This window comes from Streptomyces virginiae, assembly GCF_041432505.1.
GTDB classification, from domain to species: domain Bacteria; phylum Actinomycetota; class Actinomycetes; order Streptomycetales; family Streptomycetaceae; genus Streptomyces; species Streptomyces virginiae_A.
Genome location: NZ_CP107871.1, coordinates 5,519,479 through 5,536,594, shown reverse-complemented (window position 1 = coordinate 5,536,594; position 17,116 = coordinate 5,519,479). Strand labels below are relative to the sequence as shown.

The window sequence follows — 17,116 nt, the reverse complement described above, 5'->3', positions numbered from 1 at the left end:
TCAAGCCGGGACTGCCGTTATCACCGACGGTCCGTAAAGTGGGCGACATCACACACGGCGCACGTGATGTCACGCCGAGGGAGGGACAGGCCGGTGTACGTGGCGGGGCTCAGAGTGGACGGGGTGCGTGGTTTCCACGGGCCTCGCGCCTGCGACCTCGATTTCACCCGTCCAGCCGGCGGCTATGCCGGCTGGACGGTGATGGCCGGGCGGAACGGCTCGGGCAAGACCACACTGCTGCGCATGATCGCGCTCACACTGACCGGTGAGCGCCGGGCACACCAGCTGGAACCGGAGCTCGAGGGGTACCTGACACACGGTGCCACCCGTGGTTCAGCGGTGGCCAAGGTCGTCGGGGACCGGTCCGCCGACACAATGGCTCCGGACGGAAGCCAGCTGGTGGAGGCAAGGCTCGACTGGCGGCCCGAGCAGGACGCCGAATTCTTCGACGAACTCGTCGAAGACTATGAGCCGCCCACCGAGGTGGCCTTCTCTGCCCCCCGGCCCCTCGCCTCCGCGCTGTGGTCCTCAGTCCCGCCGCCCGGCTGGTTCTGCGCCGCATATGGCCCCTTCCGACGTCTCACCGGCACCGGCCTCTACGAGCGCACTCCGCAGCAGCTCGACAGGGCCACCGCGCTCCGCACCCTCTTCGAGGAGCAGTCGGCCCTAACTGAAGCCTTCGATTGGCTGCTCTCCCTCCACCTGCGCACCTTGGAGGAGCGCCCCGGAATCGGTCAGCTGAAAGCCTGGGTGCTCCGGCTACTCAATGACGGGCTGCTGCCGGATCGCTACCACATCGAGGATGTGGACTCGGAGGGGATGTGGCTTCGGCGGCAGGGTGACAGTGGCCCGGAGGGCGCCCGGACCGAGCTGCGGCGGATGAGCGATGGTCAGCGGACCGTTATCGCCCTAGTCCTGGACATCGTCAGGCAGATGCACGCAGCGTACGGGGACCTCGGGTTCGAGGAACGCGTCGGCGGCAGGATCGTACTGCCGCACCCGGGCGTGGTACTCATCGACGAGATCGACGCGCACTTGCACATGACCTGGCAAAAGAACATCGGCCAGTGGCTCACGACGCACTTCCCAGCGATCCAGTTCATCGTCACCACCCACAGCCCGTACATCTGCCAGGCAGCAGACCCGGGCGGGCTGATCCGGCTGCCGGGCTCGGGGGAGCAAAAACCGCCACAGGTGGTAGACGGAGAGCTGTACGGGCGGATCGTGTTTGGGACAGGGGACGACGCAGCACTCTCGGACTTGTTCGGCCTGGACTCGCTGTATTCCGACGAGGCACGTGAACTGCGAAGCAGGTTGGCCGAGTTGGAGTACGACGTCCTGCTTGGGCGGGCCGACGCTGTAAAGACCGAGGAATACCTGCGCCTGCGCGATCACCTGTCCAGTTCACCAGTGGCCCGTGTCGATGAAGTGATGGAACGATACCGGCTGTCCCGGGAGCGCGACGCGTGATCCCAATCCAACGTCTATCGCTGCCCGAGGCCGTAACGGCACGCATGTCGGTACTCACGGAACGGATCGGGCTAAGGGACACAGCAAGTGGTCTGCGCAAGAAGTACGCGGATAACCTGTGGAACGAAGAGGCCGACGTCAAGAGGGGGCTGCGTGAAGTACTCCTCAAAATGGCTCCGGGAGTCCTCGGCTGCTGCATGTACTGCGGTGGCTTTACCGCGACCGATATCGAGCACTTCGAACCACGGGAGCACGACGCGCTCAAGACTTTCTTCTGGCCCAACCACCTTTTGGCGTGTGGCCCGTGTAACAGCACGTACAAGCGGCACTGGTGGGAGTGTGACGAGGAGACCGGCGAGCCCCTGCTGATCGACCCGACCCGGGACGACCCGTTCGACCACTTGCTGCTGAACCTCAGGGAAGGCAAGTACCGCGGTGAGACGGACAGGGGGCAGACGACTATCAACGTGCTCGCCCTCAACCTCCCCGAGCGACGCTTGGTGGCCGGCCGGAAGATTGCCCGGCTGAACATTAGGTCTGTAGTGAGGGATTGGGGCCGGGCCCGGCAACAGGAAGACGCGGAGGCCCAGCGCGATGCCCTGGACGTACTAAAGGGGCAGCCCTTCGCCGATGTGTGGCAGGCGATGTTGCGTCAAGCCGTGCTCCCGGGAGCAGCCTTGGTCATGAGCGACGAGCCACCCGAGATTCTCTCCCTCTTGCGGAACGAGGAACTGCGCGCGGCGACGCTGATCCAGTTCCCTCTGCAGCCAACGACGGCAGAGGCGAACTGACACAGCCGCCCCCGGAGATCAGCCCTTACATTACCTCGCGGCCCATAGCGTTCGACCATGTCGTGAGAAGCGCACGACGACTGGTGCGCTTGGCCTTCGCGGGACGCCGCATAGTCACGCAGGTAGGGGGTGCAACTAATTCCATCCGTCGAGCGAAACCTGAGAACTTCCCGCCAAGTACTGGTGTAGAGCACTCGCGGTGGTGTCGACGAAGGCTTCGGGGATGGCGTCGGCGTCGACCCAGCAGACCTGCGAGTGCTTGCGGGGTTCGCGGTTTTCGGGTTCGCCGGTCCATTCGTGGGCGGCGAAGACAACGGTGAGGAAGCCGTTGGGGGCTTCGACGCCCCAAGCGCCGTGGATGATGTGGGCGACCTTGAGGGACTCGGGCTTCACCGTGAGGCCGGTCTCCTCGTAGAGCTCGCGGGCCGCGGTTTCGGTGATGGGCTCGCCCGGCTCGCTCTTGCCGACGGGGAGGTCCCACATTCCCTGGGCGAACTTCGCGTTCTCGCTGCGTTGGAGAAGGACCACGCGGTTGGCGGCCTTGTCGTGGACGATGACGGCGGCGACCAGCAGGGTCATGGATTCGAGCGCCGGCTTCAGGGCCTTGGGCTGGTCGTCGGTCTGCTGGGTCACGGTGTTCCCTTCGTCGGGCGGGTTGTTGGGCATGTTAAGCGAGGGCCTCGCGGGCGCGGCGAGCAAGATCGGCGGCGCCGGGTACCTTGCGCCTCTGGTAGATCGCCAGGGTGGAACGGATCGAGGTGATCGCCTTGCGCGTCCGGTCGGAGGTCATGCCCTCCATGAGGACGACGGCCTGGCTCCAAGCGGCGACGGCTTCGTCGGCGCGGACCTGGGCGGCGAGGCTGTCGCCGAGGTCGGCGTGGGTGAGGGCGTGGACGCGCTTGTACTTTTCGGGGTCCCAGCGGGTGAGGGCGTCTCGATGCTGCTGTTCGGTGCCGATGTGGTCGGCGAGGTCGGTCAGGGTGCGGGCGGTGTGGCTGGCCACGGTGCCTGCGGCGGGGCCGCTGACGCGGGAGTAGCTGGGCTGAGGGACGTCGTCCCGTAGGAGGGCGTCCTCGGCAGCAAGCAGGGCGCGCGCGGCCTGGGGGTTCTCGTTCACAGCGGCGTAGGCGCGGGCGTGGGTGATGTGGAGGAGGGCCTCGGTCTGGCCATCGACGTGACCGAGACCCGCGCGTAGGGCGCCTTCGACGAGGTCGACGCAGTGGTGAGGCTGCTTGAGGCTCAGGGCCTGGTGGGCGAGGGCGCGCATCATCCAGGCGGCGTGGCCGTGGGGGTCGGCTTCGCAGGCGAGCTTGTAGCCGACCTGGTAGTAGCGCTGGGCGGCGCCTTCCTGGCCGAGGTCGTGGTGCTTCCACCCTGCGAGGTAGGCGAGTTCGGCGACGGCGCCGAAGGCGGCCCGGCGTAAGGCTTCGCTGGGGAAGCGTCCGCGCAGCATGGGGGCGGCTGTGTCGGCGAGGTACGCGGTGACGGTGGTCAGGCCGTGCCCGCCGCCGAGGCGCTCGTCGGCGGCGCTGAAGGCCGCCGTGATCTGCCGTACGACGTCCACGTCCTCCGCCCCGACCACAGACGTGCCGGTGCGGGCGCGGAGCATGCGGGCGGTGGCTTCGTGGTCGTATCCGAGCGGCATGGCAACGCCGGCGGTGGTGAAGGCCGCGATCGCGAGGAAGCGGCGGCGCTCGACGTCGGCGCGGCCCAGGTCGGTGGCGGCGAGGACAGGGTCGGATTCCGCCGGCGCTTCGTCATCGCTGGCCTGGAGGCCGATCTCGATCTGGGTGACCGTGCGCCCCGCTCGGCGGGACAGCGCCTCGGCCAGGTACTGACCTACCCGCCCGGACGGGGCACGGGTGCCGTTCACCCAGTGCGAGATGGCCGACTTGTTGGTCTGGAGGATCTCGCCGTTCTCGGCGGCGATGCGCCGCACGTCTCTGGCGAGAGCCTCGTAGGTGCAGTCGACCGCCTCAATGACGTCACGCAGACGGGAGTTGGGTTCTCTCTGCGCCGCCACGATCGCCTCCACTCCGGAGCTGTAAACCGCGTATACCGCTTCAACTGCCTTCCACCGTACCCACTGAGCGTGACCACCGGTTCACTTATCAGCAGCCGCCCGGAACGGCGCAACCGTGATCCAGGCTCCCCCTTGGACCGGGCGGCACCCCGAAGTTCCGTACGCCCACACCGGGCTCGGGCAGTCCTGTGCCCGGACCCGGCCGATCAGAGACGGAGACACGGTGACCACCATCGACACCACGGCCATCACGGTCGAGCTGCCCGAGGCGTTCGACCCGCGCTGGAGCCGCCTGCCGGGCATCCAGGTCGACGGCCGGCGCATCACGATCGACCCGGCCGAGTACTTCTTCCGCTTCGAGTCGAACACCTGGCTCGTCGCCGACTGGGAGCTGGTCAGGGCCCAGCTCCTGGACGTGGACGAGACGACCGACAGTGCGGTCGAGCAGCTCGCGCTCGACTTCATCAAGAACCACGGTGAGTCCACCTCCGACGCGGCCCGCGTCCTGGCCACCGCGTACGAGGTGTACGCGTACCTCTTCCGCGACGAGCACCTGGCCAGCCTCGGCCTGCCGCAGATCACCGCCGATCATCTGCGGATGCTCCGCGAGGCGGCCACGCTCATGGCGCTCAACAAGGTCGAGCTGGACGGGCACATCTCCAACGTCGGCCTGTGCTGGTTCTTCCCCGCCGCCACATCCGTCGTCTTCGACCTGGACGACGAGACGGGCGGGATGCTCGACGAGGTCTACCACGGCGGCTGGTTCAACGAGCACCGCCGGATCGAGTCCATCAAGGCCCACGCCGCGCTCGGCGGCCGGCTCGTGCACGGCTGCCAGTCCGTGCCGGACCAGTCCGGCGGCGTGGTCTCGCCCTACGGTGCCTCGATGGCGAACTTCCGTGACGACCTCTCCGCGTTCAAGGCTGGCTGGATCGAGCAGGTCTACGCCCACCGCGTGAACCCCGCCGCGTAACCCACCCGATCCGGGGCGGGCCGGCATCCCTCGCCCGCCCCGGATGCCACCATCCATCCCCGGAGCCCTCCCGTGACCACGAACCCCAGCGCCGAACTTCTCGACAACCTGCTCACCGCGACCGGCCAGACCACCGCCGTACGGGAGGAGGTACGCATGTGGTCCATGTCCGGCGTCGAGCGCGTGACCTTCCCTGACGGCTCCACGGCCATCTTCAAGTACGCCAAGAAGCCCTTCGACAGCGAGGACCAGGCCCTCCGCCTGGCCCACACCCTCGGCGTGCCCGTCCCCCAGGTCCACGCCTCCGCCGTCCTGGACGGCTGGCTCGGCATGCTCATGGAGGACCTCGGACCCTCCGTCCGCGAGGCCGACGACCTCGACGGCGTCGCCGCGGCCGTAATCCTGCACGGCACCCGTACGGCTCCGCCCTTGCCCGTCCTCGACCAGGACCGGCTGCGCACGCTCCCGTCCCGGGCGCTGGAGCATCTCGAGCGGCTGCGCAAGGCCGACCGGTGGCAGGACGCCGACGACGTCGAGGACGCGCTCGACCGAATCACTCAGGCCGCCGAGGCCCGCTCGGCCGGAGCGACGCTGGAACCGTTCGGCTGGGTGCACTCCGAGTTCCACCCCACCAGCCTCCACATCGGCGAGCGCGGCTGGAGGCTGCTCGACTTCGCCCGCGCCTTCACCGGCCCCGGCCTGCTCGACCTCGCCAGCTGGCACGGCACCATCGAGCCCCCGCACCCCATCCGCCTCCGCGTCTTCCTGGAGCAGTACGTCACCGCCGGCGGCACCCCCGACGCCCTCGCCCCGCGCGGCGGGCTCACCGCCGAACACTGGGCCCTGGGCTGGCACCGCATGTGGGCCGTCGAGTGGTTCATGGAGCAGTCCGTCCGCTGGATCGACGACCCGACCACCGACCCCGCCTACATCAAGGCGGTCCGCCGCCACCTCACCGACGTCCTCCGCTTCCTGGAGATCTGACGTGCTCGCCCAGGCATCCCCCTGGCACGCCCACGCGCTCCAGCGCACCGCCGCTGGACTCGCCGAACCCCTGTCCGTACCCGCACGGATGGAATGGACCACGAGACCCGGCCAAGGGCCCGGAGCTGACGTCCTCGGCCCCGACCTGCGCGGCAAGCGACTCCTGGAACTCGGCTGCGGCCCCGGCCACAACGCCGCCCACCTCGCTACCCGCCACGGCGCCCACGTCACCGGCGTCGACCTGGTCGGCCTCCAGGTCCGCCGCGCCCGCTCCCACTACGGACGGCTGAACAACCTCACCTTCGGCGCCGGCCACGCCCTGCACTACCTGCAAGCCTCTGACGAGCAGTTCGACGCGATCTACTCCGTCTTCGGCGCCGTCGGCCTTGTCGCCCCCGAGCTCCTGCTCCCGGCCATCGCCCAGCGCCTCACGCCCGGCCGGGTGCTCGCTTTCTCCGTCCCCCACCCGCAGCGTGGCGGCCAAAGCCCCTCGTGCGACGACCGGCCTCGTCGCGACCACGTCACTCTTCCCGACCGCTCCCGCCTACCGATCGCCCGCTGGGAGTACTCCACGGACCGGTGGGAGAAGCACCTCAGCCAGGCGGGCTTCTGGCTCACCTCAGCCCAGGAGTTCCACGACCCCCGCATGGGCCACTGGCCCACCACCTTGTTGATCCGCGCTCGCAAGCTTTGACCAGCCATTCGCCCCGGCGTCCCTTGGAGGAATCGATGCGCCCGCCCTACCTGCTCCTCGACATCGACGGCGTCCTCATACCCTTCCCCGACGCAGAGGGCTCGACCCCGGCCACCCACGCCCGCCACGACGTAGTCCCCACCGGCCGCAGCGCCGACAACCCGGTCACCGTCTGGCTCCACCCCGACCACGGCCGCCTCCTCATGGATGTCATCCGCACCGGCTTGGTCACCCCGGCCTGGTGCACCAGTTGGCGCCAGGACGCCACCACCCTCATCGGGCCCCTTCTGGGCCTCCCGACGCTGCCGTACGTCGATCTCCCGCGTCCGCAGATCACCACCAGCCACCCCAACGGCTACCTCTGGAAGCGCGACCACGTCGACGCATGGCTCGGCGACACCCCCACCGTCTGGATCGACGACGACTTCACCACCCTCGACCACGCCTGGGCGGCGGAGCGCACCGCCCGCGGAACGGCGACCCTCTTCGTACAGCCCGACCCACACCTCGGGCTTCAGCCCGAGCACCTGACCGAGGTGACGAAGTGGGCCGCGCAGCTACCCACAGTCCGCGCCGCCTGACGGCTGATGCCCTCGCTGCCACGAGCAGCGAGGGCATCAGGGTGTGCTGTGTGGCCCGACTACCTGGGTGCGGGTAGAAGTTGAGACTCAACTCAGGAGTGCTTGAGGATCAGAGACAGCCGCCCATTGCGCCGAGTGGTCAGGAGGATCGTCGAGTTCCAGCGACCGGAGTAAGGCCACGACGGCTAGACAGAAGAGCGACGTCCTTCGGGTTGGAGCTCCGATGGAGCCCCTTGAGGACAGCCTGCTGGGTCTCTGGCGTCCAGAAGATCCGCAGACGCTCACGCGCCCGAGTGACGGCCGTGTAGAAGATGCTGTGTGTGATGTCATCTTCGTTGGCATCGGTGATGACGATCTTAACGGAGTCGTACTCGAGACCCTGCGCCTTATGGATCGAAACTGCATAGGCCACCTGGAACGGCACGCTGGTGTTCAGCGAGTCGTCGTCCTCGTCACTGGTGTCGTGCTCGTAGACGGAGAATCGCACAGTCGCGTCCCCCATCCATTCGAGTTCATCGCCCTCAACGTCGAATTCGCTGACCGTACGATCGAGTTCGACGTCGAACTGGATCCGGCCGGGAAAGCGCTCGATATCGACAATTCGGCCCTTCAGATTATTGTAGATCAGCGGCCGGAACCGCTCAGTTTCGTTGAAGAGGATCGGATCGCCGACTTTGTACGTGGAGACGCGCCAAGTGGTCGCGGCGCCGGTGTTGCCGCTCTGGAGGAAACGGTTGATGTTATTGATGCCGTAGAGACCGTCGTAATTCAGGCACAGGATGATCTCGTCGTCGCTTTGAGCTTCGAACAGTGTCTTGTCGAGCACGGTCGAGTATCCGTTACGCGCCATGGCCTCAGCGATGGCATCGTCAGTGTTCCGGACCTTTTCCCAGAAATCTAGGAGTGATTCATTCTTGGTCCTGAAGGGCTTTTTCAGTTCGGATACCGAGGTGTTCGGGAGGAAGGAGCGGATGATGCCAAACCAGTTTCCGAACTGGATGGACTCGATCTGGTAGACGTCGCCAACAAGCACGAGCAACTTGAAGGACGTCTTTTCTAGCACCTTGAGTAGGTCAGTGTTGCTGACCGTGCTGCACTCATCGATAATCAGAAGGTCGTACTCTGGATCCGCTGCGCTTCTGTAGAGCTGGCTACTGATCGTCCGGAAGGTCGAGTTCTGTGCAGTCACCTTGCGCTTGAGGTTGTCGATGGCCGGGTTGGTATGCGCGAGAAAGAGTTTCTCTTTGTCGTTGAAGTAGTTCGCGATGTGGTCCACCATCGTCGACTTACCAGTGCCGGCTGCGCCGTAGATCAACGCAACACGCGACTGGCTGAACAACAGCTTGAGCGCGTCCTTCTTGCCCTCGTCGTCGATGCCACGAGGTGTCTCGTCGAGCCAGCGTTCGACGGCCTGGCTGTAGCCGTCGATTCCGGACGAAGCGTGCTCTTGTAGCTTCTCGACGATGGCGACGGTGTCGTCTTCGTAACCGCAGATAAAGATGTGCCCCTTGTCCCGTACGAGTCGGCGCTCCTTGTGCTTGTAGTAGAGCTTGTTGTTGTGTGCGTCGATCAACTCGTTGACATCCCCGAGCTCCGCGAGATCGGCCTCGGGCGTGTAGAGGATTCCGTGACGCTCCACATTGTTCTTTATGCGTCGAGCGAGCAGTTCGTGGCTTCGTTCGGTCACACCAAGGCTCTCGACGAGATCCCAATACCGCGGGTTATGCCCCGGCAGTGAGGTGCAGAGCGGCATAGTGTCGAACGGGATGCAGCCATACTGCAATTTCAGCCCCGAAAGGCGGTCACAGCCTTGCCAGTAATACTGCAACTTCAGGACCTGGTTGTACATCCGCAGCATTAGATAACGGATTACGTTGTGACCCGGAGTGGCTGACCTCACGATGCGGCGTGCTTCATCGAGTGCAGGGAAGATTTGCGGCTTGGTGACGCTGGCTGTACCCGTCGCCTTCACCCTCGCATACTCGTCGTCAGGCATATCGATCAAATCGAGCAGGTTGCCCGAAGCTGATGTCAGCCCATGCATCAGATAGCGGTACTCCGAAGAGGTGGACCGAACGGTGGTGGCGACACCCAGGAGGCGAGCGAAGTTGTCGAACTCGCACGGCCGTATGGAGACTTCCCAGTCGCGGATGATCGTGATTGGCATCTTCTGGCCGAGCACTTCGATCGAGTCGCTCTGGAGCGTAAGCATGGCCGCATACTCGTCGGTCATGTCGATGTCAGTGAAGGCGATGATGCGGTCGAACTTGCTCACCTTATTGACGGCTCGATAGAAAGTGACCTCGTAGTAGATGCGATCGCCTACGAAGAACGGGCGGATCTTGTGGATGTAATATCGTCCTCGCACCCCGCCATCCGCAAGTTTCGGTGTAGGACGAACTACCTCGATCCTCGCGGCTATCTTCTCGTGGTACTCCCGTAGCGATGGGTCGAGGTCGACCGGGAATGCTTCGAGATTCACCAGCGCCGCGATCCCGCAGCTGTCCTTGAGTAGGCTGCGGATGCGATGCAGGTACTCGTAGTACTTGAGCATCAATCGCTCAGAGGTATCCCCGTCCAGCGTGTAGTGGGAGGCACTCATCTGGATGAGCTTGTGAAACTTACCGAGGAAATTGAGCTTTGCCTTTCCCCTGACGAAGGCGAGTCCGGGCTCGATAGCCGCATAGTTGAACTCGGCGTCAGGCCGGCCAGTATGAAGGCGTACCGAAACTCCCTCAACCAGATTGCGGAGCTGGGCGAGGACATTCTGTGAGAGCAGTGCCCGCTGGTCAGTGAGCGAAGCGATATTCCGGCAGATTGCCTCATCCGCACTCTTGATCTGTTCGTCAACGGTAGTCACGAGCGATTCCCCTGCCCTTCGGTGCCCCAAACGGCCGAGGCACCGCCTTCCCCAGGAATGCCATCAGCCAGTGCCTGTCTGTCGATCCGTTGCGTGCTGACCTTGGTGTTTGACATCACGCAGTTGGGTACGAGGGCGGTCATCATAGCCCCGAACTGTGCAGTGCTGCGGTGGAATTGGGGTGCAGCAGGTCGTGGGTGACGACCTAGGCCTGACTTCCCCCGTCGGGGTTCCGGCTGGGAGAAACCGGGGGCAGCTGCTCACCACGGCGCCTTCTGCACCCGCTGCTCCAAGCAAAGTTGAAGAATCCCGGCGCGAGTCTGGGACGGAAGGTCAGAGGCCCCGCCACTACGCGTCGCGAAGGCATCTGATCAGGGCGTCAACGGTGCCGACTGCGTTCTTCGGACCTCCTGGTCACTGGTGCGACTGGAGGGTGTGGCGTGGCGGACATGGGCGGCGTTCCGCTGATGGTGCTTCGGCTGCGAGCGGCTTGCGTCCGTCGGTTCGGCTGAGCGGTGATGCGCCAGTTGAGGACCTCGGCGGGGTGCTCGGCGCTGTCGAGTTCCCGTTGGGTGCCCACGTCGGCCAGGAGGCGTCGGGGGTTGTGGCCGGCGGTTTCGGCGTGGGCGAGGGTGGTGGTCAGGGCGGTCCAAGTGGGGTCGGCGAGGATGCGGTCGGCGTGGTTGGGGAGGTCGGTGCGTACGTCCTGCTCGTAGCGGCGGGCGGTTGCGGCTCCTGGTGCGCGGCGGGCCAAGTCGGCCAGGACGGGTGGGGCGGCCTGCTGGTAGCCCGCCTGGAGGTGGCGGAAGGCTTCCTCGGCCGCGGCGGCCTGTTGTTCGTGGCCGCGCTGTTCGTGCCACTTGGCGGCGGCGCGGGCCAGGTGCACGGTGGCGAAGAGCAGGGCGATGGCGAGTCCGCCCGGCTCGTTGGAGGCGTAGGCGAGTTCCTTGGCGGCCTTGCGTAGGGCGGTGGCGGCCTGGTGGTCGGCGCGGGTGGCGGAGCGGCGGGCGCGGTTGAACCCCACCGCCGCCGCTCGTAGTTCTGCCCGGTGGGGGCCGGTCGTGGCGCTGGCGATGTTGTACAGGGCGTCGCCGAAGGCGACCAGGTGGCCCTGGGCGGCGGCATCGTCACCGGAGTCGAGGACGGTGCGTGCCGCGTGTATGGCGGTGGTGGTGTGCCGCCATGGATCGGCGGGGTCCGCCACATACTGCGGGCGGTCGGCCAACTTCTGGTCGGGGAGGCGTTCGCGTAGGCGGTTGATGGAGAGGTCGGGGGCGAGTTTCGAGCCGCCGTACCAGACGGGTTCGCCGGCCGCGTTGGTGTCGCCGGGTGCGGCAAGGCTGTAGCCGATCACGTCACCGGTCTCGGGGCCGAGTCGGGTCTTGACCTTGATGCCGAGGGACTGCAGCACCGTGAAGTAGTCGACCTCGGTTCGTACGGCGGCGGCGACCGCGTACGCCTGCTCGCGCAACCACTGCCGTGCCGTGACCGTCTGGCCCTGGCGCTCGGCCTTGGCGCGTTCGGCGCCGGTGGGAGTGCGGGGCGCGGTGAGGTCGCCGGACTTCAGGCGGCGCAGGCCGAACTCGGCTTCGATCTTGCGGCACTCGGCTTGGGCCCGCTGCCCGTCGCGGTGGGTGCGCGGGCGGCGTCCGTCGGCGCGGACGGTGGTGGCCATGATGTGGATGTGGTCGTCGGCGTGGCGCACCGCGATCCACCGGCATGCCTTCTCGTCATCTTCGGGGGCGATGCCGGTGGCGTGAACGATGCGGCGGGCGACCTCGGCCCACTCGGCGTCGGTGAGGTAGCGGTCGCCGGGCGCGGTACGGACCGGGCAGTGCCAGACGTGCTGAGGCGGCTTCTTGCCACCCAGCTCGCGGGTGCGCAGGTCGACGTGGTAGTCGAGGCGCTTGGCGAGCTGGGAGTGGGTGGCTGTCGGGTTGCGGCCCGGATCGGGGGCGCCGGCCATGTCCCAGGCGGCGACGATGTGCGGGTCGGTGTGCTCGTCGCGGCGGCCGGGACCGAAGAGGTAGACGATCAGTCCGCGGGTGTCGGAGCCGGTGGAGACGTCAGGAACCATGCGCGGTGCCTTCCGTCAGGAGCTGGTCGATCAGTCGGTAGCTGCTCTCGGCCGCTTCCTCAACGCGGTCCAGCACCGCCTCGGCGCGCTCGGGCACCGTTCCTCGGTGGATGGCTGCGGTGATCTGGTTGAGGTTGCCGCCGATGCGGTTCAGCGCGACCGTGTGTGCCTCGACCGCCTCGATCAGCGGGCGGACTGGGTCGTCCTCCGGGCTGCCGACCAGCCCCGCCTTGCCGAGGGCGACGGCCAGGGCGGCGTCGCCGACGAATCCGGCGAACTTCTGGCCGCGCTGGTGAGCGGCGGCGCTGATCACGCTTACAGCTGTCCGCGTGAAGCGGATGGTCTTCTCCTGGTCGCGCTTCTCCACGGTGCGCTTGCGGTTCATCAGTGCGGGCAGGGCGGGGGCGTCGAGGTCCCGCCAGGAGGGCTGCTCGACAGGCGGTTGGACGTCGGTCGGTGTCTGGGAGCGGAGGGCGGCGGAGTCGGCTATGACCCCTTCCAGCTCGGGCGCCCCCTGGCGCTCGGCCTCCTCCTCCGCCACCCCTGGGGCGGGGGCAAGCGCGGACGAAGCCTCGTTAGAGGCTCGTTCGCTCCAGCTTGCTGCTGATCGGCGGGTCAGGCCGAAGAACCCCTTGAGGTGGTGGGTGGGGGCGTTGTCGGTGCTCGTTTCGGGCATGGTGGTGCTCCGGTGGTCGTGTGTGGTGGGGCTTCGTCACGTCCGTTGCATCCGTCCCGTAGCTGGTCAGGACAGGTACGGAGGCGGTCGCAGGTACGGAGTGATCCGTCTCGGCGAGGAACTCCGTCCCCGCGCTGACCTGCGCGGGGACGGATGCGACGGATTGATACGGAGCTGGTGTCAGCGAGTGGGCCTGGGGCCGGCAGGCCCGCCGGGAGGACCAATGGGCAGCGTCCTCGACGGAGGGATCGGTGGCTTGCCCTGGGGTTGACGTGCGAGCGCGGCCTCGCCGGTTGCGGGGGCCGGTGGGGCAGGGTCGGGGCAGTAGCGGGCCCAGGCGTCGAGGAGCTGGTTGCGGGCGTACGCCTTCGCCTGCCTGCCGTTCTCGAAGCGGTGGTTGGCTGGGCTGATGCCGAAGTCGCGCAGCAGGTTGGCCAGGTGGTAGGCGTTCAGGCCCTTCGTCCCGTACTCGGCCCAGGGCGCCTCGGCGTCCTGGACGAGGGCGGCGAGCAGGTCGTGGCTGCGCAGCGCCTCCGTGTCGCCCTGTTGCTCGAACACGCGGCGGATGTCCCGGAGCAACCGGGTCTTCAGCGTCGTCTGCTCGTCCTGGACCACCTCGTTCCGGGTCATCGCCAGGCAGGCGGCACGGGCCTGCGCGGGCCAGCGGCCGCCGGCCAGGTCGGCGACGACGACCAGGGGCTCCCAGGTGTCCGCGGCCCGGTCCTCGACCGGCATCGGTGGCACCAGCCGGTGCGCTGTCCCGCGCAGTGGGGTCAGCCACGCGGCCAGTCGGTCACGCAGCGCGTTCAGTTCCGGGACGGAGTGCCGGGAGCGGAAGGGGGCGACCTTCTCGCCGGGCTTGCGCTTCTGCATGCGGAGCACGACGGCGCGGTCCATGATCGTGTCCGGTAGGTCGCCGATGCCTGCCAGCGCGGCCATGGCGAAGGTCGGGAACGCGGTCGGCTTGTGCTCCGGGCCGGAGATCCGCCAGGCGGGGCGGTTGCGCTGGTGGCCGGCGTTCAGCAGGCCGCGGAGGTCCTCCTTGTCGCCTGCCTTGGGGCTGAAGATGGTGTCGGCCTCGTCCACCAGTAGCGTCGGCGGGTCCTGGCCGATGATCCGGAAGACCACCGCCGGCGAGGTGTTCACGGTCATCATCGGCCGGGACACGGTCTCGTGGAGCACATCCAGGACGCGGGACTTGCCGCAGCCCTTGGTCGGCCCCACTACCGCCAGGCGCGGCGCGTGCTGGAGGGCGGGCTGGATGTGGGAGGCCGCCACCCAGAGGGTGACCGCCGTCAGGGCCTCCTCGCTCGGCAGCACGACGTACCGGCCGATCGCGGCACGCAACTCGTCCAGTACGACGGTCCCGTCCTGGTCCCGGTCCGCCTTGAGGCCGGCACCCTCGCGGTCCCCGGTTCCCGGTCCGGGTTCGGGGACCGTCCCCGGATCACCGTGGTCAACCGGGACCGACGGTCCGGGTTCGCCGGCCGACTGACCGGAACTCTCCGCCCGGTTCTCGGGTTCCGGACCAAGTCCACGGTCCGGGTTCCCGGTCCGGTCCGGTAGGTCGCTGAGCTGCTTGTTCTCCGTCGGTCCGGGTTCCTGGTCCGGGTTGTCCGGAACTTCGGTCCGGGTTTCGGTCGCCGGTCGGTCCGGTTCCGGACCGACCGGACCAGCGGCACGGTCCGGCCGGTCGCCGGTCCCCGGAGAGGCGGGCCGGCCGGCCGCTCGGTCCGGACGGTGCCACGGGATGCCCTGGCCGGGGACCGCAGCGGTAGGCCAGACGACCTTGCAGGATGTGTTCGAGGTGGCGGGGGACGTAGAGTCCTCCATCGACGTTCCTCTCAGGTGAGGGACGGGACGGGCAAGGTCCCGTCCCTCACCGGGTTCGTTCGTTCAGGGATGGGCGACGTGCAGGGGAATCTCCGGCCCTCGGCGTTGGCGCGCCGGGGGCCGTTGCTGTGCCTGGGCCTGTCGGTGAATCACGAGGCCAGGCCCCACTCGTCTCGGCCGTCGATCAGCGTGCGCTCGTAGCGCAGCAGCTCGGCCTCGGGGTACAGCACCCGCTTGCCGACCTTGATGCCGCGCGGCCCCTTTCCGATGTGGCGCCAGTAGCGGACGGTGCTCTCGGCTGTGCGGTAGCGCTCGGCGACCTCGGAGGTGGTCAGGTATCGCATGCATTCCCATTCGGCTAGGTGGCGATTCGATCTGCATAAAGTTGTACCCCAGGATCGGCGGTTACCCAAATCGGGAAGCCCATGTTTCAATTGGGATAGAGACGGTGGCGATGGAGGTTCGATGGCAGGCGACAGGCCCGAGGGTGGCGAGGTGCCGCTGCTTTACAGCGAGGGGAACGTGGCCGCGCGCGTGGCGCTGGAGCGCGAGGTCAGAGGGTGGAGCACGACCGAGCTGGCGGAGCGGGTGACCAGAGCCGGCGTCAAGATGAACCAGACAGCGGTCTGGCGCATCGAGAACGCCACCCCCCGTCGGCGCATCAACCTCGACGAGGCCCTCGCCTTCTCCCGCGTCTTCGAGCTCCCTCTCGAAGAACTGATGTCCCCGCCCCTGGAGGGGCTCGACATCGACAGCCGGCGCCTCGTCCAAGAAGCCGTCGAAGCGTTCTACGAGACCCGCGACGCACGAGACCGGCTTCATCGCGCCGTGGTCGCCATCGCCGACCACATCAAGGCCCATCCCGACAGCTCGCGGGCCATCCACGAGCAGTGCCTCCGCCTCATGGGCGACGAGCGGGACGCTCGCACCCTCAGCAGTGACATCGAGGACGGCGGCCACTACTGACAACCGACACGAAGGAGAGGCCACTTGGCCAACATCCAGAAGCGCCCCAACGGCAAATGGCGTGCCCGCTACCGCGACCTCGACGGCAAGGAGCACGCCCGCCACTTCGACCGCAAGATCGACGCCCAGCGGTGGATCGACGAGGTCACGGCCAGCCTGGTCACCGGCCAGTACGTCGACCCGCGATCGGCGAAGAAGCCCTTCAAGGAGTACGCGGAGGAATGGCGGGCCATCCAGCCGCACCGGCCTTCCACGGCCAAGGCAGTGGCCCAGCACCTGCGCTGCTACGTCTACCCGGCCTGGGATAAGAGGGCACTCGGCGCCATCAAGCCCGGCGACGTACAGAGCTGGGTCACCAGCCTGACCACCACACACGGGCTGGCCGCCAGTACCTCACGGACGGTCTTCAACACGGTCAACGCCGTCTTCCGGGCGGCCGTCCGTGACCGGATGATCCCTCACAACCCGTGCGCCGAGGCGAAGCTGCCCTCGGTACCACGGAAGAAGATCGTGCCCCTGGCCGTCGAGCAGGTGCGGACGCTGTCCGAGGAGATACCCGCCCGTTACAAGAGCCTCGTGCTGCTCGGCGCGGCCACCGGGCTCCGCCCCGGCGAGCTCTTCGGCCTCCAGCTCCGGCACGTGGACCTGCTGCACGCGACCGTCTCGGTCGAGCAGCAGATCCAGCAGACCGCCAAGCACGGCGTGTACGTCTGCCCGCCCAAGACCGCACGCTCGCACCGCACGGTCCCGCTCCCCCGCATGGCGGTGGATGCGATGAAGGCCCACCTGCGGGACTTCACCGCCGATGGGCCCGAGGGCTGGATCTTCACGGCGCCGCAAGGCGGGCCCGTGGTCTACACGCACTTCATGGACGGGTCCTGGCGGCCCGCCTGCGCGAAGGCCGGCATACCGAAGGGCACCGGACCCCATGCCCTCCGGCACCACTACGCCAGCCTGCTGATCAAGCACGGCGAGTCCGTGAAGACGGTCTCCGAGCGTCTCGGCCACACCAACGCGGCCATGACGCTGAACATCTACACCCACCTGTGGCCCGACTCCGAGGAGCGGACCCGGGCCGCCGTCGACAAGGCGTACGCGGACCAGTCCGCCGATGCCCAGCCACAGGTCGGCGAAGCGGCCTAGCCGCTCCCCCGCGCGCTGACCGAAGTCAGCACGTTGCGGACTCTG

15 protein-coding genes are annotated in these 17,116 nt (G+C 67.4%); 8 read left to right on the top strand and 7 right to left on the bottom strand.

All coding sequences use genetic code 11. The features are described from left to right. Positions 1-93: 93 nt before the first annotated feature. The gene (locus tag OG624_RS25950; protein ID WP_030808390.1) at positions 94-1,470 is read left to right on the top strand and encodes an AAA family ATPase; all 1,377 of its coding nucleotides are present in this window, start codon (positions 94-96) and stop codon (positions 1,468-1,470) included. Positions 1,471-1,514: 44 nt separating this feature from the next. Beyond that, entirely contained in the window at positions 1,515-2,261 is a 747-nt protein-coding gene (locus tag OG624_RS25945) for a hypothetical protein (protein WP_367535930.1), read from the top strand. A 135-nt stretch (positions 2,262-2,396) separates the two neighbouring features. Here the strand turns inward: OG624_RS25945 and OG624_RS25940 are convergent, their stop codons facing one another. Next, on the bottom strand, positions 2,397-2,927 hold the full coding sequence (locus tag OG624_RS25940) for an NUDIX domain-containing protein (protein WP_030808384.1): 531 nt from the start codon (positions 2,925-2,927) through the stop codon (positions 2,397-2,399). A 1-nt stretch (position 2,928) separates the two neighbouring features. Beyond that, positions 2,929-4,284, bottom strand: a complete 1,356-nt coding sequence (locus OG624_RS25935) for a hypothetical protein (protein WP_030808381.1) — start codon at positions 4,282-4,284, stop codon at positions 2,929-2,931. Between the two features lie 223 nt (positions 4,285-4,507). Between OG624_RS25935 and OG624_RS25930 the strand changes: the two genes are divergently transcribed. The 4 genes from OG624_RS25930 to OG624_RS25915 all read left to right on the top strand — a co-directional run bounded on the left by OG624_RS25930 (position 4,508) and on the right by OG624_RS25915 (position 7,516). Further along, positions 4,508-5,257, top strand: a complete 750-nt coding sequence (locus tag OG624_RS25930; protein WP_371639898.1) for a hypothetical protein — start codon at positions 4,508-4,510, stop codon at positions 5,255-5,257. 72 nt (positions 5,258-5,329) lie between these two features. Further along, positions 5,330-6,241, top strand: coding sequence for a phosphotransferase family protein (locus OG624_RS25925; RefSeq protein ID WP_371639897.1), 912 nt, complete (start codon positions 5,330-5,332; stop codon positions 6,239-6,241). Between the two features lies 1 nt (position 6,242). After that, positions 6,243-6,935, top strand: a complete 693-nt coding sequence (locus tag OG624_RS25920; RefSeq protein WP_371639895.1) for a class I SAM-dependent methyltransferase — start codon at positions 6,243-6,245, stop codon at positions 6,933-6,935. A 35-nt stretch (positions 6,936-6,970) separates the two neighbouring features. Then, a complete protein-coding gene (locus OG624_RS25915) occupies positions 6,971-7,516 on the top strand; it encodes an HAD domain-containing protein (protein WP_371639893.1) in 546 nt (181 codons plus the stop codon). Between the two features lie 139 nt (positions 7,517-7,655). Here OG624_RS25915 and OG624_RS25910 read toward each other — a convergent pair whose 3' ends face one another. From OG624_RS25910 to OG624_RS25890, 5 genes are all read right to left on the bottom strand, one after another. Beyond that, positions 7,656-10,376 (bottom strand): ATP-dependent DNA helicase, encoded by a 2,721-nt coding sequence (locus tag OG624_RS25910; protein WP_371639892.1) that lies wholly within the window; start codon positions 10,374-10,376, stop codon positions 7,656-7,658. A 379-nt stretch (positions 10,377-10,755) separates the two neighbouring features. Next, positions 10,756-12,453: a relaxase/mobilization nuclease domain-containing protein gene (locus OG624_RS25905; RefSeq protein ID WP_371639891.1), complete on the bottom strand. Its 1,698-nt coding sequence runs from the start codon at positions 12,451-12,453 to the stop codon at positions 10,756-10,758. Continuing rightward, complete coding sequence (locus OG624_RS25900; RefSeq protein WP_371640875.1) at positions 12,443-12,994, bottom strand: hypothetical protein; 552 nt, start codon at positions 12,992-12,994, stop codon at positions 12,443-12,445. The genes OG624_RS25905 and OG624_RS25900 overlap by 11 nt, the downstream gene beginning before the upstream one ends. A gap of 315 nt (positions 12,995-13,309) precedes the next feature. After that, the gene (locus tag OG624_RS25895; protein WP_371640874.1) at positions 13,310-14,485 is read right to left on the bottom strand and encodes a DUF3631 domain-containing protein; all 1,176 of its coding nucleotides are present in this window, start codon (positions 14,483-14,485) and stop codon (positions 13,310-13,312) included. A gap of 626 nt (positions 14,486-15,111) precedes the next feature. Continuing rightward, positions 15,112-15,306, bottom strand: a complete 195-nt coding sequence (locus tag OG624_RS25890) for a helix-turn-helix transcriptional regulator (RefSeq protein ID WP_371639890.1) — start codon at positions 15,304-15,306, stop codon at positions 15,112-15,114. Positions 15,307-15,427: 121 nt separating this feature from the next. Here OG624_RS25890 and OG624_RS25885 point away from each other — a divergent pair, with 121 nt between their 5' ends. Both OG624_RS25885 and OG624_RS25880 read left to right on the top strand, forming a co-directional pair. Beyond that, complete coding sequence (locus OG624_RS25885; protein ID WP_371639889.1) at positions 15,428-15,928, top strand: helix-turn-helix transcriptional regulator; 501 nt, start codon at positions 15,428-15,430, stop codon at positions 15,926-15,928. Positions 15,929-15,952: 24 nt separating this feature from the next. Continuing rightward, complete coding sequence (locus tag OG624_RS25880; RefSeq protein ID WP_371639888.1) at positions 15,953-17,071, top strand: tyrosine-type recombinase/integrase; 1,119 nt, start codon at positions 15,953-15,955, stop codon at positions 17,069-17,071. The last annotated feature ends 45 nt before the right edge of the window (positions 17,072-17,116 follow it).